General features: G+C 72.4%; 23 protein-coding genes. 14 read left to right on the forward strand and 9 right to left on the reverse strand.

Annotation, left to right across the window (positions count from 1 at the left end; genetic code table 11):
• Nucleotides 1–4 precede the first annotated feature (4 nt).
• On the forward strand, nt 5–985 hold the full coding sequence (locus ABD366_RS06635; protein ID WP_324767324.1) for a hydroxyacid dehydrogenase: 981 nt from the start codon (nt 5–7) through the stop codon (nt 983–985).
• Complete coding sequence (locus tag ABD366_RS06640) at nt 982–2,865, forward strand: DUF2264 domain-containing protein (protein ID WP_324767309.1); 1,884 nt, start codon at nt 982–984, stop codon at nt 2,863–2,865. The genes ABD366_RS06635 and ABD366_RS06640 overlap by 4 nt, the downstream gene beginning before the upstream one ends.
• A 38-nt stretch (nt 2,866–2,903) precedes the next feature.
• Here the strand turns inward: ABD366_RS06640 and ABD366_RS06645 are convergent, their stop codons facing one another.
• Nucleotides 2,904–3,515, reverse strand: coding sequence for a TetR/AcrR family transcriptional regulator (locus ABD366_RS06645; RefSeq protein ID WP_324767308.1), 612 nt, complete (start codon nt 3,513–3,515; stop codon nt 2,904–2,906).
• 4 nt (nt 3,516–3,519) lie between these two features.
• Nucleotides 3,520–4,983: an MFS transporter gene (locus tag ABD366_RS06650; RefSeq protein WP_324767307.1), complete on the reverse strand. Its 1,464-nt coding sequence runs from the start codon at nt 4,981–4,983 to the stop codon at nt 3,520–3,522.
• Between the two features lie 232 nt (nt 4,984–5,215).
• Here ABD366_RS06650 and ABD366_RS06655 point away from each other — a divergent pair, with 232 nt between their 5' ends.
• The 7 genes from ABD366_RS06655 (at nt 5,216) to ABD366_RS06685 (ending at nt 12,780) form a co-directional block, all read left to right on the forward strand.
• Nucleotides 5,216–6,184, forward strand: coding sequence for a Gfo/Idh/MocA family protein (locus tag ABD366_RS06655; protein WP_324767305.1), 969 nt, complete (start codon nt 5,216–5,218; stop codon nt 6,182–6,184).
• A 133-nt stretch (nt 6,185–6,317) separates the two neighbouring features.
• Nucleotides 6,318–7,508 (forward strand): DUF4032 domain-containing protein, encoded by a 1,191-nt coding sequence (locus ABD366_RS06660; protein ID WP_324767304.1) that lies wholly within the window; start codon nt 6,318–6,320, stop codon nt 7,506–7,508.
• A gap of 495 nt (nt 7,509–8,003) precedes the next feature.
• Nucleotides 8,004–8,825: an MmyB family transcriptional regulator gene (locus ABD366_RS06665; protein WP_324767303.1), complete on the forward strand. Its 822-nt coding sequence runs from the start codon at nt 8,004–8,006 to the stop codon at nt 8,823–8,825.
• A 90-nt stretch (nt 8,826–8,915) separates the two neighbouring features.
• A complete protein-coding gene (locus tag ABD366_RS06670) occupies nt 8,916–9,944 on the forward strand; it encodes a beta-ketoacyl-[acyl-carrier-protein] synthase family protein (RefSeq protein WP_344441267.1) in 1,029 nt (342 codons plus the stop codon).
• 77 nt (nt 9,945–10,021) lie between these two features.
• Nucleotides 10,022–10,693, forward strand: coding sequence for a TetR/AcrR family transcriptional regulator (locus ABD366_RS06675; protein WP_324772326.1), 672 nt, complete (start codon nt 10,022–10,024; stop codon nt 10,691–10,693).
• An 8-nt stretch (nt 10,694–10,701) separates the two neighbouring features.
• The gene (locus ABD366_RS06680) at nt 10,702–11,493 is read left to right on the forward strand and encodes an SDR family NAD(P)-dependent oxidoreductase (protein ID WP_324772325.1); all 792 of its coding nucleotides are present in this window, start codon (nt 10,702–10,704) and stop codon (nt 11,491–11,493) included.
• Between the two features lie 189 nt (nt 11,494–11,682).
• Entirely contained in the window at nt 11,683–12,780 is a 1,098-nt protein-coding gene (locus tag ABD366_RS06685; protein WP_324772330.1) for an acyltransferase family protein, read from the forward strand.
• On the opposite strand, the gene ABD366_RS06690 is transcribed toward ABD366_RS06685, so the two are convergent.
• Nucleotides 12,761–13,456: a DUF2470 domain-containing protein gene (locus ABD366_RS06690; protein ID WP_324772324.1), complete on the reverse strand. Its 696-nt coding sequence runs from the start codon at nt 13,454–13,456 to the stop codon at nt 12,761–12,763. The genes ABD366_RS06685 and ABD366_RS06690 overlap by 20 nt on opposite strands.
• Before the next feature lie 167 nt (nt 13,457–13,623).
• On the opposite strand from ABD366_RS06690, the gene ABD366_RS06695 reads away from it, so the two are divergent.
• Genes ABD366_RS06695 through ABD366_RS06705 form a run of 3 tightly spaced genes read left to right on the forward strand, consistent with a single transcriptional unit; the run spans nt 13,624 to nt 14,960 of the window.
• Complete coding sequence (locus ABD366_RS06695) at nt 13,624–13,911, forward strand: hypothetical protein (RefSeq protein WP_324772323.1); 288 nt, start codon at nt 13,624–13,626, stop codon at nt 13,909–13,911.
• Between the two features lie 48 nt (nt 13,912–13,959).
• Nucleotides 13,960–14,553, forward strand: coding sequence for a VanZ family protein (locus ABD366_RS06700; RefSeq protein WP_324772322.1), 594 nt, complete (start codon nt 13,960–13,962; stop codon nt 14,551–14,553).
• 5 nt (nt 14,554–14,558) lie between these two features.
• Nucleotides 14,559–14,960 (forward strand): ATP-binding protein, encoded by a 402-nt coding sequence (locus ABD366_RS06705; RefSeq protein ID WP_324772321.1) that lies wholly within the window; start codon nt 14,559–14,561, stop codon nt 14,958–14,960.
• 90 nt (nt 14,961–15,050) lie between these two features.
• On the opposite strand, the gene ABD366_RS06710 is transcribed toward ABD366_RS06705, so the two are convergent.
• Together ABD366_RS06710 and ABD366_RS06715 are read right to left on the reverse strand one after the other, a co-directional pair.
• Nucleotides 15,051–15,698, reverse strand: a complete 648-nt coding sequence (locus ABD366_RS06710) for an MBL fold metallo-hydrolase (RefSeq protein ID WP_324772320.1) — start codon at nt 15,696–15,698, stop codon at nt 15,051–15,053.
• Nucleotides 15,698–16,783, reverse strand: a complete 1,086-nt coding sequence (locus ABD366_RS06715; protein WP_324772319.1) for an S-(hydroxymethyl)mycothiol dehydrogenase — start codon at nt 16,781–16,783, stop codon at nt 15,698–15,700. Before ABD366_RS06715 ends, ABD366_RS06710 begins: the two co-directional genes overlap by 1 nt.
• Nucleotides 16,784–16,919: 136 nt before the next feature.
• Here ABD366_RS06715 and ABD366_RS06720 point away from each other — a divergent pair, with 136 nt between their 5' ends.
• A complete protein-coding gene (locus ABD366_RS06720) occupies nt 16,920–17,705 on the forward strand; it encodes an ABC transporter permease (RefSeq protein WP_324772318.1) in 786 nt (261 codons plus the stop codon).
• A gap of 56 nt (nt 17,706–17,761) precedes the next feature.
• Here the strand turns inward: ABD366_RS06720 and ABD366_RS06725 are convergent, their stop codons facing one another.
• Complete coding sequence (locus ABD366_RS06725; RefSeq protein ID WP_324772317.1) at nt 17,762–18,250, reverse strand: glutathione peroxidase; 489 nt, start codon at nt 18,248–18,250, stop codon at nt 17,762–17,764.
• Nucleotides 18,251–18,434: 184 nt separating this feature from the next.
• On the opposite strand from ABD366_RS06725, the gene ABD366_RS06730 reads away from it, so the two are divergent.
• Nucleotides 18,435–18,623: a hypothetical protein gene (locus ABD366_RS06730; protein WP_324772316.1), complete on the forward strand. Its 189-nt coding sequence runs from the start codon at nt 18,435–18,437 to the stop codon at nt 18,621–18,623.
• Between the two features lie 10 nt (nt 18,624–18,633).
• Here ABD366_RS06730 and ABD366_RS06735 read toward each other — a convergent pair whose 3' ends face one another.
• The 3 genes from ABD366_RS06735 to ABD366_RS06745 all read right to left on the reverse strand — a co-directional run bounded on the left by ABD366_RS06735 (nt 18,634) and on the right by ABD366_RS06745 (nt 19,728).
• A complete protein-coding gene (locus tag ABD366_RS06735; RefSeq protein ID WP_324772315.1) occupies nt 18,634–18,846 on the reverse strand; it encodes a hypothetical protein in 213 nt (70 codons plus the stop codon).
• Between the two features lie 49 nt (nt 18,847–18,895).
• A complete protein-coding gene (locus tag ABD366_RS06740) occupies nt 18,896–19,099 on the reverse strand; it encodes a hypothetical protein (RefSeq protein ID WP_324772314.1) in 204 nt (67 codons plus the stop codon).
• An 80-nt stretch (nt 19,100–19,179) separates the two neighbouring features.
• On the reverse strand, nt 19,180–19,728 hold the full coding sequence (locus tag ABD366_RS06745; protein WP_324772313.1) for a YciI family protein: 549 nt from the start codon (nt 19,726–19,728) through the stop codon (nt 19,180–19,182).
• Nucleotides 19,729–19,927 lie beyond the last annotated feature (199 nt).

Below are 19,927 nucleotides of genomic sequence, written 5' to 3' on the forward strand. Positions count from 1 at the left end.
GGCCATGTCCCCCCAGGCCGCGGCGGCCGTCTTCACGCCGCGGTCCATGGCCGCGCTCCGAGGCGTCTGCGACCTGGCTCCGCTGCCCGTCCTCGACGACCTGAGGAGCGTACGGGCGAAAGAGAGCCTCGCCGACGTGGACGTCCTGGTCACCGGGTGGGGCTGCCCCCGGCTCGACGCGGACGTCCTCGCGGCGGCGCCCCGCCTCAAGGCCGTGGTGCACGCGGCCGGTTCGGTGCGCGGACACGTCACCGACGCCTGCTGGGACCGGGGCATCGAGGTCACCTCGGCGGCCGCGGCCAACGCCCTGCCGGTCGCCGAGTACACCCTCGCGATGCTCCTCCTGCACGGCAAGCACGTCCTGGAACGGGCCCGCGACTTCCGCCAGGCCCGCGCCCGCGACGCCTGGCTGCTCACCCCGCACGCGGTCGGCAACTACCGGCGCACCGTCGGCCTGCTGTCCGCCTCCCTGATCGGCCGCCGCGTCATCGAACTGCTGCGGCCCTTCGACTTCGAGGTCCTGCTGCACGACCCGTACGTCACCCCGGTGGAGGCGGCCGAGCTGGGTGTGGAGTGGGTGGAGCTGCCCGAACTGTTCATGCGTAGCGACCTGTTGAGCGTCCATACGCCGCTGCTGCCCGCCACGCGCGGGCTCGTCAGCCGCGGCCTGCTCGCCTCCATGCGCCCGGGCGCCACGCTCATCAACACCTCGCGCGGCGCCGTCGTCGACCAGGACGCGCTCACCGACGTGGTGCGCGCGGGCCGCATCCGGGCGGTGCTCGACGTCACCGACCCCGAGGTGCTGCCGGTGGACCACCCGTTGTGGGACTGCCCGAACGCTCTGATCACTCCCCACCTCGCCGGATCCCAGGGCAGCGAGTGGGAGCGGCTCGCAGACACGGCCGTCGGCGAGCTGGCCCGGTGGGCCGCGGGCGACGGTTTCGCCCATCCCGTACGACGCGAAAGGCTGGCGTTCCTGGCATGACCGTTACTGGTGGCACAAGTATCCCCTTCGAACTTCCCCCGGAGGACCGGGCGCTGAGCCCGTACACCGGCTACACCCGCGCCCACTGGGAGGCCGTCGCCGACGGACTGCTCGGCGCCGCCTGGCGCTGGGCCACCCCCGAGGGCGCCCTGCTCGACCTGCCGGGCCGCCCCTCCGGTTCGGGGGTCCGCTCGGACGGCCTCGAAGGGTACGCGCGGACGTTCCTGGCGGCCGGGTTCCGGATCGCGGGCGCCGACGGCAAGGACCCGCACGGCTGGCTGGAGCGGTACGCGAGCGGCCTCACCGCGGGCACCCGTACGCCGGGCGCGGACGACGCCGAGTCGTGGCCGCTGATCCTCGACCACCATGTGCAGGGCCAGCCGATGGTCGAGTCGGCGTCGGTGGCGCTCGGCCTGATGCTGACGCGGCCGTGGCTGTGGGACCGGCTCGATGGCGACGTACAGGACCGGGCGGAGAAATGGCTGCGCGGCGCGATCAACCACACGCCCGCCCCCAACAACTGGTACCTCTTCCCCTTCATGGTCGCGTCGTTCCTGGAGTCGGTGGGCCGGGGCGACGGGGCCACGGCGCGTGCCATGGAGCGGGCGCTCGGCCTGATGGAGACGTGGTACCGGGGCGACGGCTGGTACGCGGACGGTGACGGGCGGGCCTTCGACCACTACAACGGCTGGGCGCTGCATCTGTACCCGATGCTGCACGCCCACCTCTCGGGCGACACGGCGCTCTCGGACCGGTTCGGCCCCCGGCTGCGCGAGCACCTGGAAGGCTTCTCCCTCCTGTTCGGCGGGGACGGCGCGCCGATCCACTTCGGGCGCTCGCTCACCTACCGCTTCGCGGCCTCGGCGGCGATCGGCGCGGGCGCGCTCACCGGCCACACACCCCTGACCCCCGGCACCTCACGCCGCCTCATCAGCGGCAACCTGCGCTACTTCCTGGACCGGGGCGGCGTCACGGACGCGGGCCTGCTCAGCCTGGGCTGGCACGGCCCGCACGACGCGACGCTGCAGCACTACTCGGGCCCCGCGTCCCCGTACTGGGCGTCGAAGGGCTTCGTGGCGCTGCTCGCCCCGCAGGACGACCCGCTGTGGACCGCGACGGAGGAGGAGGCGCCGAGCGAGGGCCCCGACCGGGTGCTCGCGCTGCCCGCGCCCGGACTCCTCGTGCAGTCGACGCGGGCCGACGGGATCGTACGGCTGCACAACCACGGCAGTGACCATGTCCGGCCGCACGAGGGCGAGTTCGCGGCGCAGGACGACGTGCTCTACAGCCGCCAGGCGTACTCCACGCACACCGGGCCGACGTCGAAGACCAACGTCGCGGACAACCACCTGTCCGTCGAGGTCGGCGGCGTCGCGAGCACCCGGCGCCGGATCCGTCCGCTGGGCGCGGGCCAGGGCGACGGCTGGGGCTGGGCGGCGTCCTGGCACCGTCCGGTGTTCGCGTCCGGGCCGCCGATGGTGCCGGGGCTGCGCGTGGAGAGCGTGACCGTGGCGCGGGGCCACCATGAGCTGCGCGTGCACCGGGTCGTGGGGGCTCCGCACGGGGCACGGGTGACGCTGACCGGCTGGGCGACGGAGGCGGTTCGCTCGGACCTTGTCGGGTTGCACGGGTGGGATGAGCGGGATGCCGTGCGGGCGCCGGAGGGGACGGCGTTCGAGGGGTGGGTGCGGGTGCCTCGGCTTTCGGCGGGTGTCGAGGGGGGCGGGGTTTTTGTGGCGCTGGCCTCTCTTGGTGGGGAGCCTGATGTGCCCCTCGCTGAGGCGGTGAGCGAAGTTGTCTTCCTGCAGGAGGAGTTGACCGTGCGCTGGGCCGATGGGTTCGAGACCGTTGTGGGGTTCGAGCCGCTGCGCGTTCAGTGACGGTGAGTGGGGGCTGGTCGCGCCCCGCGGCGGAGCCGCTATTCGATACGGCCCCGCGCCCCTGAGGGGGAAGCCAGCTGGGCCTGCACGGCCGGGGCGTACCGGTCCACCACCTCCTCGATGTCCGCGGCCCGCACATGCGGGCCGCGGGCGATGCCGTACATGACGCCGAGGCCGAGCAGCATCGACACGGCGAGTTCGGCACGCAGGCCCGCGTCCTCGCCGGTGAGGCGTTCGGCGAGGCGGCCGCTGACCTGGGAGCGGAAGTTGGAGCGCAGGATCTCGCCCTGCTCGCCGTGGAGCGGGGCGAAGACGATGCGCAGGATGGGGTCGGCGCCGCGCTCCACCTGGCCGGTCAGGACGTGGCGCACCATGTGGGCGCCCAGTTCGGCCAGGGGTGCGTCGAGGAAGACCTCCACGTCGGCCTCGAAATTCATGACGCTGGAGAACAGGGCGTCCTTGTTCCCGAAGTACTTGAGGACGAGGGGCGGGCTGACGCCGGCCCGTTCGGCGACCGCCCTGAGCGTGATGTCGGCGTGCGCGTGCCGGGCGAGCAGGTATCTGGCCGCCTTCACGATGGCGGCCCTGGTCGTCTCGGCGTCGCGCCGGCCCGTGCCGGGTCCCCGCTCGTCGGCGTAGGCCGTGCTCATCACCTCAGGCTCCTTTCGTGGTGGCCACCCGGACCGCCGCGCCCGCACCCTCGTGTGCGCGGTCGGAGGGGACGGCGAGGGCGACGGCCGTGGCCACCAGCGCGACGGTACCCGCCATGGCGAAAGCGAGCTGGTAGCCGGAGAGGGTCGGAACCTCGGCGCCGCCCACCCGCGTCGTGTGGTGGACGAGTACGGCGGCGACGGCGGCACTGGAGACGGCCTGGCCGATGGTGCGCATGAGGACGTTGACGCCGTTGGCGGAGGCGGTCGCGCCCGACGGGACGGCGCGCAGGATCAGCGTGGGCAGCGCCGAGTAGGCGAGGGTCGTGCCCGTCGAGACGACGGCCGCGCCGACGAGGATGACCCACAGATCGGTGCTGTCGGCGATGCGCACCGCGTAGCCGAGGGCGAGCACGATCCCGCCGGCGGCGAGGGTGACGCGGGGGCCGCGCGCGGTGGAGACACGGGCGGAGACCGGGGAGAACAGCAGCATGATGACGCCGCTGGGCAGCATGCACAGGCCGGTCGCGACGATGGACAGGCCCAGGCCGTACCCCGCGGCGACGGGGGCCTGCACGAGCTGCGCGGTGACGAGCGAGTTGGCGTAGAACGCGAAGCCGGTGAAGAGCGCCGCGACGTGCGGCAGTCCGACGCGGCGGCCGGCGGCGAGCCGCAGGTCCACCAGCGGGCTCGCGGTGCGCAGTTGCTGCCACGCCCACAGGCCGAGGATCACGACGGCGCCGGCGAACAGGCCGGCGACGCGGGCGCTCCCCCACCCCCACTGCCCGCCCTGGGAGACGCCGAGCAGCAGGCTGATCAGGCCCGCGGCGAGGCCGAGGGTGCCGAGCGCGTCGAAGCGGCCCGGCGATCGGACCGGCGATTCGCGCACCGTCCACCAGGCGAGCGCGAGGCCGAGCGCGCCGAGAGCACTGGTCGCCCAGAACATCACGTGCCAGTTCGCGTACTGCACGATCAGCGCGGCCAGCGGCAGCCCGAGGGCGGCGCCGATCCCGACGGTGGAACTCATCAGGGCGACGGCGGAATGGGTGCGGTGCGGCGGGAGTTCGTCGCGCAGGATGCTGATGGACAGCGGGACGACGGCCGCGGCGGCGCCCTGGAGTGCGCGGGCCGCGATCAGGACGCGGATGTCGGAGGTGAGCGCGCAGAGCACGGAGCCGATGGTCATCAGGCCGAGCGCGATCAGCAGGACCCGCCGCTTTCCGTACATGTCACCGGCCCGGCCGAGGACGGGCGTGAGGACGGCGCCGGCGAGGAGGGTCGCGGTGACCATCCAGGAGACGGCCGCGGGGGATGCGCCGGTCAGCCGGGGCAGGTCCGGCAGCAGCGGTACGACGACGGTCTGCATGACAGCCATGAGGATGCCGCCGAAGGCGAGCACGGGCACGGTGAGGCGCTCGCGCAGGCGCGGCGGCGCGGGTATCGGGGCGGAGGCGGGGACGGGGTCCATGGGGCTCCTGCTCGGGGACGCGAGCGGCGGCCCGGCGTCGGGAGAGTGGGTGAATGGGCATTCACCCAGGTGGTGAATCAGTATTCACCATTCCGGTGTCCGGTGTCTGTGCCCGGACCGGACCCGGCCGTGCCCGCTGTCCGTGTCCGGGCGGGACCGGCCGTGGCCGCGCCCGGGCGCCCGGCGCGCCGTCGCCTTCGGTTCCGGGCCCGGCCGGGCGATACTGCCGGTCATGACCTCGACTGACGTGCTGCGCTTCGGACTTGTCGGCACGGGCCCCTGGGCCCGGCGGACCCACGCCCCCGCCCTCGCCGCCCATCCGCACACCGGCTTCACCGGAGTCTGGGGGCGCCGCCCGGAGGCCGCCGCCGAACTCGCGGCCGAGCACGGCATCACGGCGTACGACGACGTGGACGCGTTGTTCGCGGCGTGCGACGCGGTGGCGTTCGCCGTGCCGCCGGACGTACAGGCGCCCCTGGCCGCCCGGGCCGCGGCGGCCGGCTGCCATCTGCTGCTCGACAAGCCCGTCGCCACACAGCCCGCGGCGGCCCGCGCCGTGGTGGAGGCCGCCGACGCGGCGGGGGTCGCCTCGGCCGTGTTCTGCACGATGCGCTACGCCTCCGCGCCCTCGGCCTGGATCGCCGAACAGGCGGCTGAGAAGGGCTGGTTCACGGGCCGCGCCGACTGGTACGGCGCGCTGTACACACCCGGCGACGACGCCGAGGTGCGGGCCTCGACGCCGTGGCGGGCGGAGCGCGGCGCGCTGTGGGACGTCGGCCCGCACGCCCTGTCGGTGCTGCTGCCGATCCTGGGTGACGTGGTGGCGGTGACGGCCCGGCGCGGCGCCGGTGACACCGCGCATCTCGTCCTGCGGCACACGTCCGGCGCCTCCAGCACGGCGACCCTGAGTTTGACGACTCCGCGGGCGGCTGCCGGGACCACCGTCGAACTGCGCGGCCCGGCGGGCGCGTTGACGATGCCGTTGGGCGGCACGGCGCAGGAGTCCTTCGCCGTGGCCGTCGACGTCCTGCTGGAGTCGGCGCGTACGGGCGTGGCCGCGCCGTGCGATGCGCGCTTCGGGTTGCGGCTCACCGAGATCCTCGCGGCGGCGGAGCGGTCCCTGGAGTCGGAGGGCACCGCGCACGAAACGGAAGGCAGCGAACACAAAACGGAAGGCGCCGCACGCGAGCCCGGCGCTTAAAGCCCGCAACCGCTTCCGTAACCGCTTCAGCAAGCCCTTCCGCACCCGCTTCGGCAAGCGCTTCAGCAAACGCTTCCGCAAGCGCTTCCACCGCGAGCCGGGTCGCCCGCGCGGGCCGCTTACGCTTATGACCATGCCGCTCCAGATCAGCGCCACCAACCCCGAGCACCCGGTGCTCCTGCTCGCCCTGCCCTGGCACATCCCGCTGGAGGAGTGGCCGCAGGAGTACCTCGTGCCGCTGCCGCGCGGTATCTCGCGGCACGTGGTGCGCTACGCGCGCGCGGGTGACGAGGTCGTGGCCGTGAAGGAACTGGCCGAGCGGCCGGCGCTGCGCGAGTACGAACTGCTGCGCACGATCGACCGCCTTGGCATCCCGGCGGTCGATCCGCTGGCCGTCGTCACGGGCCGCGAGACGCCGGACGGCAGCCCGCTCGAGCCGGTCCTGATCACCCGGCACCTGGGCGGATCCCTGCCCTACCGCTCCATGTTCGAGACGACGCTGCGCCCGTCCACCGTGCACCGCCTGATGGACGCGCTGGCGGTGCTCCTGGTCCGGCTGCATCTCGCCGGTTTCGCCTGGGGCGACTGCTCGCTCTCCAACACGCTGTTCCGCCGGGACGCGGGCGCCTACGCCGCATACCTGGTGGACGCGGAGACCGGCGAGCTGCACCCGAAGCTGAGCGACGGGCAGCGCGAGTACGACATCGATCTGGCCCGCGTGAACATCAGCGGCGAGATGCTCGACCTGGAGGCGTCCGGGGCGCTGCACCCGTCGATCGACCCGATCGAGTTCGGCACGGAGATAGGCCAGCGCTACGCGAACCTGTGGAGCGAGCTGACCCGCACCTCGGTGTACCCGGCGGGCAAGCACCACTACATGGAGCGCCGCATCCGGCGCCTGAACGACCTGGGCTTCGACGTCGCCGAGATGCAGATCTCCCGCTCCCCGCAGGGTGACACCGTCACCTTCGTGCCGAAGGTCGTCGACGCGGGCCACCACCAGCGTCAGCTGCTGCGCCTCACCGGCATGGACGCGGAGGAGAACCAGGCGCGGCGGCTGCTGAACGATCTGGAGAGCTGGATGGCGACCCAGGAGGACGCGCCGGACGCCCGTCCCGAGGTACTCGCCCACCGCTGGGTGCGCGATGTGTTCCGGCCGACGGTCCGGGCGGTGCGCGACCGGATCCCGACCCCGGCCGATCCGGCCGAGCTCTACCACGAACTGCTGGAACACCGCTGGTACTTGTCCGAGCGCGCCCAGCACGACATCGGCCTCGACGCCGCGGCGGAGGACTACGTACGCAATCTGCGCAAGACGGACTGACCGCTGCGGACTGACCGCTGCGGACTGACCGCTGCGGACTGACCGCTGCGGACCGGCCGCTGCGGGCGGGCGCGGGTGGCCGGCGCGGCCGGTGCCGTGGCCGCTACGTAATGGCGAGTGACGGCACCGACCGCAGCCAGTGACCTCCGGACACCGCTCGCGGACGAGTACGGGACGTGCGTCGTGCAACGCATTTTCCGGCCACATCGAACAATTGGTGGCCCGGTCCCGCCCTCTCTTCCTCGAACAGCCCGAAGGCTCGTGAGTTACCCGACGCCGGGAAATTTCGGCCATTTTCGAGCGGCCCGGCACAGGTGCCCCATCACTGCGTCTACATGCTCACAGACGATGAAACCGGCAGGTGGGTAACCCCGCACGAGTCATCATGACGGGGCATGTGATGGTTTTCTTCGGGCAATGTTTATTACCAAAGGCGATGGGATTATTTAGACTGCATACGCTCAACTCGGCGTGTACGAAGAGGGATTACCCACCATGAACAAGAAGGCGCTCCGCGCCCTGCTCCGTGAACGGCGCGCCCTCATAGCCCCCGAGTCGCACGGTTTCAGACGCCCCACGGGCCAGGGCCGGCGCGCGCCCGGCCTGTCCCAGCACCAGGTCGACCAGCTGCTGCACCGGACACTCGGGACGTATCACCGGCTGGAGTCGGGGAGTTACCCGAGCCCGCCGGTGGATCTGCTGCGCGATGTGGGCCGGCTGTTCGGGCTCAACGAGCAGGAGTGGCAGCTGCTGTGCCGCTACGCCCTGCTCCAGGACCCGCCCGGCCCTCTGTACCTGTCGTCCGGCAAGGAGATCCCCGGCGTATGGCAGGAGGCGGTCGACGGCATCAACCACATCGCCTACGTGTCCGACGCGTCCTGGGACCTGCTCGCCTGCAACAGGGCCTTCATCGAACTCTTCCCGGGCCATCGGCCCCCCTCGAACACGATGCGGTGGATGCTCCTCGACCGGCACGCCCACCACATGCTCACGGACTGGGCCACCTCCTGGGCGCCCCTGCTCCTCCCCCAGTTGCGGGCCGCGCTGGCCGCCCGCCCGGAGGACGACACGCTGCGCCAGATCGAGAAGGAGGTCCTGGCCGACCCGGAAGCGGCCCCGATCTACGAGGCGGGAGGCTCGGCCATCCACCCGGACGGCGACGAACGGCCGCTGCTGCACGCCCGGCTGGGCCCCGGCTGGGCGACGATGTGCGCGGCACAGCCGCTCACCACCCCCGGGGCGCGCCTGATGATCCTCGTCTTCCATCCCGGCGTCCGGCGGGCGCACCCCCGGATGCCCGCGCTGCAGGCAGGCTGACAGCCCTTCAACGGTCATACACAATTGACGTACGTTGATCCGGCCCCCCACACCCCCAAGATCCGTGGGAGCCACCACATGCCTGTTTACGTGTCCAGACCCCGAACCGTCCTGGGAGCCCACAAGGTCACCACCGACGAGATCGCGGATGACATACGTGCGCACCACCCGGACCATCCGCGGCTGGCCGCGGCCGTCCGCGCGGTGCGCGGGTGCGGCGTCCACACCCGCTATTTCAGCCGGCCGCTCGCCTCGGCGACCGCGGCGACGGAAGGCGGTGTCGGCGAGCGCGCCCCAGGCGCGTTCGCCGACGCGCTCCAGCTCGCCCAGGAGGCGGCCGAGGCGGCGCTCGCCGGCGCGGGCCTGTCGGCCCGAGACCTCGGCGGCATCGTCACCACGCATTCCACCGGCTGGGCGGCGCCCAACCTCGATGTGGGGCTGATGACTTCGCTGGGCATGCGCCCCACCGCCCGGGCCCTGGCGCACACCACGCTCGCGTGCACCGGAGGCACCAAGTCCCTGATCCGCGCGGCGGACATGGTGACGGTCAGACCCGGCGCCCCCGTGCTGGTCGTCGCCGCGGAGGTGATCTCCGCCGTGTACCACCACAGCGACACCGGGATCGACGCGATGATCTACAAGGCGCTGTTCGGCGACTCGGCGGGCGCCGCCGTCGTCAGCGCCGAGCCGCTCGGTCCCGGTTACGCGATCGAGGACAGCTACGAGCACGTCCTTCCGGACACCGCGCATTACCTGAGCGGCCGGATCACCTCGGACGGTCTGCACTTCGACGCCACGAAGGAGGGCCGGGCCGCCTCCCGTGACGCGCTGCCCCCGTTCCTCGGCTGGCTGGGCGGACGCCGCTCCGACTTCGCGGTCATCCACCCGGGCAGCCCGCGCATCATCTCCGACACCGCCGCGGGCCTGGAACTCGACGAGCACGCCGCCCGTCACTCCACCGACACCCTGACCGACGAGGGCAATCTCGGCGGCGTCAGCGTGCTCCGCGTCCTGGAGCGCACGCACGAGGACCCGCCGCCCCCGGGCGCCCGGGGAACGATGGTGGCCTACGGCCCCGGCTTCGCCACCGCCGCCCTGCACGGCCACTGGCACGCCTGACCCCTCGGTACACCGGTCCGTGAAATGTCCCGCCGGGACTCATGTCCCACCGGGACATCAAGGTGTACGCTGAATGCATGAAGGCGAACGAGGGCACCCCCACCCCGCCCCCCGAGGACCGACGACAGGTCAAGGCCCGCCGGACGCGTGAGGCGCTGGCACAGGCCGCCGTCGAGCTGGTGCTGGAGCGGGGGCTGGGGGACGTGACCGTCGAGGCGATCGCCGAGCGCGCGGACGTCACCCGCCGCACCTTCAGCCGGCACTTCTCCGGCAAGGAGGACGCGGCGCTCGACTTCACCCGCGCGGACGGCGCCCGGATCAACGCGGCGCTGCGCGCCCGGCCCGAGGACGAGCCCCCGCTGCTCGCGTACCGCGGCGCCGTCGCGGACTGGCTGGCCGACCGCGAGACCCCGGCCTGGCACCACCGCCCGGGACTGCGCGAGCTGTACACCGCCCTGGACGAGGAGCCCGCCCTGTTCGCCGCGTACGAACGCATCCGGGTCGACGCCCAGGACGAGTCCGTGCGCATCATCGCCGACCGGCTCGGCACCGACCCCTCCTGGGACCTGCGTCCCGAGGTCGTCGTCGGCGCCGCCGCCGGTGTACTGACCGCCGCGCTGCGCACCTGGGCGCGCGGCGCGGACAAGTACGCCGAAGACCTCGCCCCTCTGGTGACGCGGGCCTACGACGAACTCATCGGGGAGGCCGCCCGATCGGCGGCGACCTCCGACATCGCCAGCAGAGAGTGACACGCACCATGAGCACCACCCCCACCACCGGCCAGGTCATCGAGTACGCCGCCGAGTTCGCCGGCAAGACCGCCCTGGTCACCGGCGCCGCCTCCGGCATCGGTCTGGCCACCGCCCGCCGCCTGGGCCGCGGCGGCGCGGCCGTCGTCATCGCCGACTACAACGAGCAGGGCGCGAAGGAAGCCGCCGAGACCCTGAAGGGCGAGGGCATCGAGGCCGCCGCCGTGGCGCTCGACGTGACGCAGCCCGCCTCGGTGGAGGCCGCCGTACAGTTCGCCGTCGACATCTTCGGCGGACTCGACCTGGCCGTGAACAACGCGGGCATCGGCGGCCCCAGCACGCCCACCGGTGAGTACGACATCGACGCCTACAACCGGGTCATCCGCACCAACCTCGACGGCGTCTTCTACTCGATGCGCTACGAGCTGCCCGTCATCGAGGCCGCCGGCCGTGGCGGCGCGATCGTCAACGTCGCCTCCATCCTCGGCTCGGTCGGCTTCGCCGGCTCCCCCGCCTATGTCGCCGCCAAGCACGGCGTCGTCGGGCTGACGAAGACCGCCGCCGCCGAGTACGCGGCCAAGGGCATCCGCGTCAACGCGGTCGGCCCGGGCTTCATCGAGACCCCGCTCCTCAAGGAGATGGACAAGGCCGCCTACGACGGTCTCGTCGGCCTGCACCCGGCCGGGCGGCTCGGCCTCTCCGAAGAGGTCGCGGAGCTGATCGCGTTCCTGCTCTCGGACCGCGCCTCGTTCGTCGCCGGCAGCTACCACCTGGTGGACGGCGCCTACACCGCCGTCTGATCCCTGGCCCGATGGGCCCCCGGCGACGATTCCCCTCCTGTCGCCGGGGGCCCATCGCTGTCTTTCCGTGTCATCCCTGGTGCCACGGCCGTCCCGGCAAGGCGCTTGTGTCACGTCCCGAGTCATGGAACGGTCTGCAGTGGGCAGGCGGGGGACGTGGTCCGGCTCGAGGAGGGGCGCAGCGGCGCGATGGTACGGCAGGCAGCGCAAGGCATATCCGGCAGCGGCGGCAAGGCACGCGAGTCGTATTTCGACAACGTGAAGTACCTGACCATCGTGCTCGTCGCGTGCGGACACGCATGGGAACCGCTGACGTACGGAAGTCGCGCGGTGACGGCGTTGTATCTCACCGTCTACGCCTTCCACATGCCGGCGTTCGCGCTGGTGTCCGGGTACTTCTCACGCAGCTTCGACATGGCGCCCGGGCGGCTGAAGCGCCTGGTGACGGGGGTCGTCGTCCCGTATGTCGTCTTCGAGGTGGCGTACACGCTGTTCTACCGGTGGCGGCAGGACGACCCCGGGTATCCGATCAGCCTGCTGGACCCCTGGTATCTGATGTGGTTCCTGGCGGCTCTGTTCGTCTGGCGGCTCTCGACGCCGCTGTGGCTGCAGATGCGCCATCCCGTGGCGGTGTCGCTCGCGCTGGCCACGGGGGTGTCGATGATGCCGGACGCGGGCGGTGACCTGGCGCTTCAGCGGGTGATCCAGTTCCTGCCGTTCTTCGTGGTGGGGCTGGTGCTGCGGCCCGAGCACTTCTCGCGGCTGCGTACCTGGCGGGTGCGCGGGGCGGCGGCTCCGGTGGCGCTGGCCGCGGTGGTGGCCGCGTACTGGGTGGCGCCGTGGTTCGACGCCGGGTGGTTCTATCACCGCGGGGCCGTGCAGGGGCGCGGGGTGTCCGCGTGGGCGGGCCTGCTGGCGACGCCCGCCCTGTTCGTCCTCGCGCTCGTGCTCTCCGCCTGCTTCCTGGCGTGGGTGCCGGGGCGCAAGCTGTTCTTCACGGCGCTGGGGACCGGAACGATCTACGCGTATCTGCTGCACGGTTTCGTCATCAAGTCCTCGCGCTTCGGCGGCTGGTACGACCATCCCTGGCTGCACACGCCGCTGGGCGAGCTGGCGGTGACGGCGACGGCGGTCACGGGCATCACCCTGCTGTGCACCGACCCGGTGCGCCGTGTCTTCCGGTACGTCGTCGAACCACGTATGGACTGGGCGTTCCGGCGCGCCGCGCCGCAGCCGGAGCCGGAGCGGCCCGCCGAGCGCGAGAAGGTCACCTCCGGCGGCGGCTGACCGCCTGCGCCGAGGCGAGCAGGCAGTGCATGCGCTCGGTCAGCGCGGTCAGGTCGTCGGCCGGGCTGTGGAACGGGATCCGTACGTCGGCCTGGCCGCGGGCACGTTCCAGGCGCAGCGTCAGTCCGTGCCGGTCGACGGCGAGGGGCTGGACCCGGACGACGCCGTGCAGGCTGTCGGGGGCGATGAGCAGGGTGAGCTGCTCGACGGCCTCGGGGTGCGCCTCCGCCAGATGGGTCAGCAGGCGGGGCTCGGCGAGAGCGAGCGGATCCGGCGCGGCCGCGGCGAGCTCGTCGAGGTCGATACCGAGACGCTCGGTGCGGGTCTGCAGCACGGCGCGCAGGGGCCGCAGCACCATCTCCTCCTCGTCGGGCACGAGTTCGCCCGAGAGCCAGAGCCGGGCGCGGACCCGGTCGCGTACCGGGACGGGCGCCGCGTCGGCGAACTCCAGGAGGGTCGTGGGCCGGCCGTGCGGGGAGCAGAGCACAGCGGCGGCGAGCACGCTGTCCGGCGGGGGCGCGATCCGCACCGTGCCGTCCTCGGCGACGCGGTGCGCGCCGACGAGGTCGTCCTGCCCCACATCGGTGGTGACGCCGCAGGTCCATGCGGCGGCGAGCACGGAGCGTGCGCGGGTCGCCGTGTTGGGCACGGCACTAGCGATCTGTCGGACACCCATCCCGAACCTCCATTAGGTAAGCCTTGCCTAACTTAACGGAGATCGGCAACGGGGGTCCACCCCACCGACGGGGACCGCCCCTCCGGCCGAGCGGCAGACGTCACGCGAACGAGGGGCGAATATGCCATCCGCCCCCGCTCCGGGATCCGGAACGGCATCATGCGGCCATGGACGGTACTGCGCTTCTGCGGGAGCTCTTCACGCCCGACGAGTACGAGGCGGTTCGGGGGCACGCGGATCATCTGGGCGTGACAGTCATCGAGTACGTTCGCCGCACCGCCGCCGAACGGGCCCTGGGACGGCTGCACTTGACGGAGGCCATCGAGACTCAGTCCCTGCACCTCGGGAAGGTGTCGATACCGCAGGTGGACCGGGTGCGCTGCGGCGGCGGCGCCTCGTCACCGGCGGTGGAGCGGTTCCTGGACACACTGACCCACCCCACCGAGGGAGATTGACGCACCGTCAGCCAGCGTGTTCCGGCCGACTCCGGGCACTAGGGGCCCATGACTTCGGTGACGGCACGAACCAGTAAGGCGGACCGGGCTCGCCCCGGAGGCTGGTGGCGGGTACTCGTGCGGGTGCTGGTGGCACTTGTCGCGTTCGTCGCTCTCATCCTCTTCTCCGCCGTGTTGGCCCGTCTCACGCTGACCCCGTCCCCGGCGTCCGACAAGCTCGCCGGGTCCAATCTGCGGCCGGGTGCGTCCCTGCGGCAGTACGCGGAGTCGTACACCTTCCTGGCGGCGTGCAAGCAGATCGGCGGCAATCTCCTGCTCGGGGCGCCGTTCGGGCTGCTGCTGCCGGTGCTCGTGGCGCGGCGGATGCGGATGATGCGGGTGCTGCTGCTGACCGCGATCGTCATGGTGCTCGTGGAGCTGGCGCAGGGCGCGCTCGTGCAGGGCCGCGCGTTCGACGTGGACGACGTCATCCTCAACACGGCGGGTGCCCTGATCGCGTACATCCTGGTCGGCCGGCGCATCGGGCACGGCTACCACGCGCTCGCGGGTTCGCCCGAACGGACCCGCTTGCCGATCACGCTCCGTGGGAAGGGTGCCCGTTACCGATCCAAGAGCCACGCAGGAGACAACGAGAGGAAGTGATCGTCATGCGTGCGACCCGGAGCGCCGAACGGCGTGCCGCACGCGTGGAGTACCTGATGCCGCGGGGCTCGAGCGCCGCCCGTTGGGCCCGTCGACTGACCCGCTCTTTCCTGGCGGGGCGGTCCGACGAGGCGGCGGCGGACGCCGAGCTGGTGGTGTCGGAACTCGTCACGAACGCCGCCAGGGTGTCCGAGCACCGCTGCCGGATGAGCCTGCGCATGGACGCGGGTGAACTGATCGTGGAGGTGCGCGACGACGGGCCGGGACTCCCTCAGCTCAAGCCGGCGTCGCCGACGGCCGAGTCGGGGCGCGGGATCGCCCTGGTCCACGCCCTCGCCCAGCGGTGGAGCGTGCTGCCGGACCGGCGCGGCGGCAAGACGGTGCGGGCGGTCTTCGCCCCGTCCTGAGCCTGAGTCCTGAGTCCACAGGTGCGTGTGAGTTCCGCCCGGGCCGGGCGGCGGTCTCTGTCCGCCGCCCGGCCCGGGCGCGCAGGCCCCTCAGTGGCCGCGCTTGATCCACTCGTCGAGCCCCGGCGCCTCCGCGCCGATCGTCGTGCTGTCGCCGTGTCCGGTGCGGACGACCGTCTCGGACGGCAGGGTCAGCAGTTTCTCGCGGATCGACTCGACGATCGTCGGGAAGTCGCTGAAGGTGCGCCCGGTCGCGCCGGGGCCGCCCTGGAACAGCGTGTCACCCGTGAAGACGGTGCCGAGCGCGGGCGCGTACAGGCTGACCGCCCCATGGCAGTGCCCGGGCGTGTGCAGCACGGTCAACTCCACGCCGGCGACGCTCAGTTGCTGACCGTCCGCCAGCTCCGCGTCGGGCGCCCGGTCCGGATGCGTACGCTTCCACAGCTCCGTGTCGGCGGGGTGCAGCAGGATCGGCGCGCCCGTGCGCGCCGCGAGTGCGGGCGCCGCGTCGATGTGGTCGTCGTGGGCGTGGGTGCACACGATGGCGACGAGCCGCCGGTCGCCGACGGCCGCCGCGATGGCGTCGGCGTCGTGCGCCGCGTCGATGACGAGCACCTCGGAGTCGTCACCCACGAGCCATACGTTGTTGTCGACGTCCCAGGTTCCGCCGTCCAGGGAGAACGTGCCGGAGGTGACCAGGTGCTCGACGCGCGCGCCGTTGTCGGCGGGGGCGGCCATCAGAACATCACCACCGAACGCAGCACGTCACCGTGGTGCATCCGCTCGAACGCCTTCTCCACGTCGTCGAGCGCGATGGTCTCGGTGACGAACGCGTCGAGGTCGAGGCGCCCCTGCAGATACAGGTCGATGAGCATCGGGAAGTCGCGCGAGGGCAGGCAGTCGCCGTACCAGGACGACTTGAGCGAGCCGCCGCGGCCGAACACGTCGAGCAGCGGCAGTTCGAGCCGCATCTCGGGGGTCGGCACCCCGACGAGCACCACGGTGCCCGCCAGGTCGCGGGCGTAGAAGGCCTGCTGGTAGGTCTCCGGGCGGCCGACCGCCTCGATGACCACGTCCGCGCCGAAACCGCCGGTCAGCTGGCGCACGGCCTCGACCGCGTCGGTGGAGCGGGAGTTGACGGTGTGCGTGGCGCCGAGCGAGCGGGCCGTCTCCAGCTTCTTGTCGTCGATGTCGACGGCGATGATCTTCGCGGCGCCTGCCAGGGCGGCACCGACCACCGAGGCGTTCCCGACGCCGCCGCAGCCGATGACGGCGACGGAGTCGCCCCGCCCGACGCCGCCGGTGTTGATGGCGGCGCCGATCCCGGCCATCACGCCGCAGCCGAGCAGTCCGGCCGCGGCGGGCGAGGCGGACGGGTCCACCTTGGTGCACTGGCCCGCGGCGACCAGCGTCTTCTCGGCGAACGCGCCGATGCCGAGCGCCGGGCTGAGCTCGGTGCCGTCGGCGAGGGTCATCTTCTGCTTCGCGTTGTGGGTGCTGAAGCAGTACTCGGGCCGCCCACGCCGGCAGGCGCGGCACTGGCCGCACACCGCACGCCAGTTCAGGATCACGAAGTCACCGGGCTCGACCTCGGCGACCCCCTCGCCCACCGACTCCACGACGCCCGCCGCCTCGTGCCCGAGCAGGAACGGGAACTCGTCGTTGATCCCGCCCTCCCGGTAGTGCAGATCCGTGTGACAGACCCCGCACGCCTGGATCTCCACGACGGCTTCGCCCGGCCCCGGGTCCGGCACCGTGATCGTCGTGATCTCCACCGGCGCGCCCTTGGCTCGCGCGATCACGCCCTGCACCTGCTGTGCCATGACGGTCAGCCCTCTTTCTCTCGGCGTCGTCTCTCTACGCTGTGTTGCCCACCCATCGTCCCGCACGTACGGGCCCTGGCACAGCACAGCACAGCACAGCACCGGTGCCCAGGTCGGAGCGTTCTAGGCTGCGGGAATGCGTGATCGAACGGTGGCCGCGGCCACCCTCCTGCCCGTCAACGGCGTCCTCGCGGCCACGCTTGTCGCCCTGCTTCTGGTGGCAGTGGCCACAGCGGCGGTGTTCCGGCTCGCGCCGGACGCCTCGTGGCGGCGCGCCCGGGAGATCGCGGTGGCCGGTGGCCGCGCGACCGTCCAACTCGGTGCGGTCTCCCTGGTGATCGGCTGGGTGATCCGGCACGGGGCCGCACTGCTCGCGTTCGTGCTGCTCATGTTCTGTGTGGCGGCGCGGACGGCCGGCCGGCGCATCACACCGGACCGCAGCTGGGTGTGGGCGGCGCTGCCGATCGCCGCACCCGTGGTCCCGATCGTCGGCGCGCTCGTCGCCTCGGGCCTGCTGCCGCCGCGCGGTGTCGCGCTGATCCCCGTCACCGGCATCCTCATCGGGGGCGCGCTCACCACGACGGTCCTGGCCGGGCGGCGCGCACTGGACGAGCTCACGGCGCGCCACGGCGAGGTGGAGGCCTGCCTCGCCCTGGGCCTCCTGCCCCACGACGCCCGCCTGGAGATAGCCCGCCCCGCTGTGTCCGACGCCCTGCTCCCCGGCCTCGACCAGACCCGCACGGTCGGCCTGGTCACCCTCCCCGGCGCGTTCGTCGGCATGCTCCTGGGCGGCGCGTCCCCCGTCCAGGCCGGCGCGGTCCAGCTCTTCGTCCTGATCGCCCTCATGGCGGTCCAGACGATCGCGGTGGCGACCACCCTCGAACTGGTGGCGAGAGGCCGCCTCCACCGTCCACCCGCCTGACGGACGCGCCCCGCGGACTTCCGGTGGCGCACCCGCCGAGGCGGAAGGTCCTGTCGTCAGCGGGGCAGGACGGATTCGATGGCACCGGTGACGTCGTCGGCGTCGGGCTCGGTCTGCGGGGAGAAGCGCGCCTTGACCGTCCCGTCGGGAGAGACGAGGAACTTCTCGAAGTTCCAGCGCACGTCACCGGAGTGCCCTTCGGCGTCGGAGGTGGTGACCAGCCGCTCGTAGAGGGGGTGCCGCTCCGCGCCGTTGACGTCGACCTTCTCCGTCATGGGGAACGTCACGCCGTACGTCGCCGAGCAGAACTCCGCGATCTCGTCGGCGGTTCCGGGCTCCTGGCCCATGAACTGGTTGCAGGGCACGCCCAGCACCGTGAAGCCGCGCGCCGCGTACTGCTCGTGCAGCCGCTCCAGGGCGCCGTACTGCGGGGTGAGGCCGCACTTGGAGGCCACGTTGACGATCAGGACGGCCTTGCCACGGTACTGGGCCAGGTCGGCGGGGCCGCCGCTGAGGGCGCCGATCTCGGTGTCGAGGACGGACATGGGACTCCTTGTGTGTATGAGGGGGTCACGGGTGCTGTCGGTCGGCCCATTGTGTGCATGCGCCGCAGACGGGCCTCGCGCGGGGGCCAGTGACGGTGGGCGACGGGGTCGCGCCGCCCACCGGCGTCCGGGTGACGGTCGGGAACGGGCGTGCCCGCGGCCGAGAGGGGCTCGTTGTCCGGGCATGCGTATGCCGAAACTGCTCCCTCTCGCCCTGGCGACCGCCGTCCTCACCGGAGCGGCCCCTCTCGCGCTCGCCGCCGCGTCGCCGGTCACGGTCGCTCCGGCCGCCGTCGACCCCGTAGTCCGTCCGCAACCGGACGGCATGTCCCGCCCGTCCGACGCACCGGCGCCCGTACGCGGCAACGCCTAGCCTCGCGCGTTCAGTCCGCTCCGTACTCGTGGGCGGGCGCTCCGCGCCACTCGATGTGCGGGGAGTCGCCGAGCACGAGGTCCTCCGCGTTCTCCAGGCCCGCGCGGCGCAGGAACTCGACGACGTCCGCGTCCGAGTGCGCGAGGCCGAGAGGCACGGCGTTGACCGTGACGCTGCGCCCGCCGGCCGGGGACGGGCGGTGGACGACTACCACTGGACCCATGAGCCCGCCCCACAGACGCCGCCGCGGACCCGCGCCCCGGTCGGCGGCCTCACGACTCTCCCCCGCCCTGCCGCGCGCGACGGCGCAGCTCCGCCTCGGCCGCCGGGGTCAGCCGCTCGCCGGCCAGCACACGGGACAGGTGCAGCAGGCGGCGGCGCAGGGCGGTACGGCCGGGATGCTCGGCCAGCCGCTGGTAGGTCTCGGTCCATTCCTGCCGTGTCCGTACGAGATCGTCGGTGATGGTGTGCCGCATACTCGCGATTAGATCGCATGTTCGAATTTGCGTGCAAGCAGGGCCGTGTCGGGCGGGTGCGCGGTTTGTGAGCAGGCCGTCTAGCGCCGGCCGCCGAACTCCCAGTCGTGGACCTCTACGTCGGCGTACCGGTCCGCGGTCAGGACGGCGCGGGCCGCGTCCGGGTCCGGGGCCCTGAGAAGCGCCGCCGTCCCGACCCAGGCGCTGTCGTCGTCGCTGACCAGGGGGCCGTACGCGATCAGCTCGTCCCGGCCGGGCGGTACGTCGAGGTCGGCGGCCGGGCCCGAGCCGAGGCCGAGCACCAGATAGCGGTTGCCGCCGGTGGGTCCGCCGGGGAAGTCCCACATCGTGCGCCCCAGCCTGTCGTGCCAGCGGCGCAGCAGTACGTCCCGGTACGCGCCCGCCTGGTAGTTGGGCTCGTCGAAGGCGAACGCGCGAGCGGCGGCGGGATCCGGCAGGTCGACGATGTGCACGCTGCCCGTCGGGGTCTCGCCGTCCGCGGCGAAGGTCGGGCCGCGAGCAATCAACTCCCGTTCGTAGCGGTCCATGTAGGACCAATGCGCCTCCGTGTGCTCCAGGCGCAACGCGAGTGATCCCGGTCGATCACGGTGGTACACGAAGAACTTCATGGTCACAGAGTCCCCTCTACGTACGGCACGTTCCGCATGGGCACATGTGATCATGCCGGGATGGCCGTGGGCCGCATCATCTTCCGTGATGGCACGTCCAGTTCGGGCAGAACGAGCATCGCCCGGGAGTTGCGCTCCAGTACGACCTGGTGCACCGGCACGGCGTCTACGACCTGGAGTGCGACACGGGTACGGCGAG

The sequence above is a fragment of the Streptomyces kunmingensis genome, from assembly GCF_039533535.1.
Lineage (GTDB): Bacteria > Actinomycetota > Actinomycetes > Streptomycetales > Streptomycetaceae > Streptomyces > Streptomyces kunmingensis.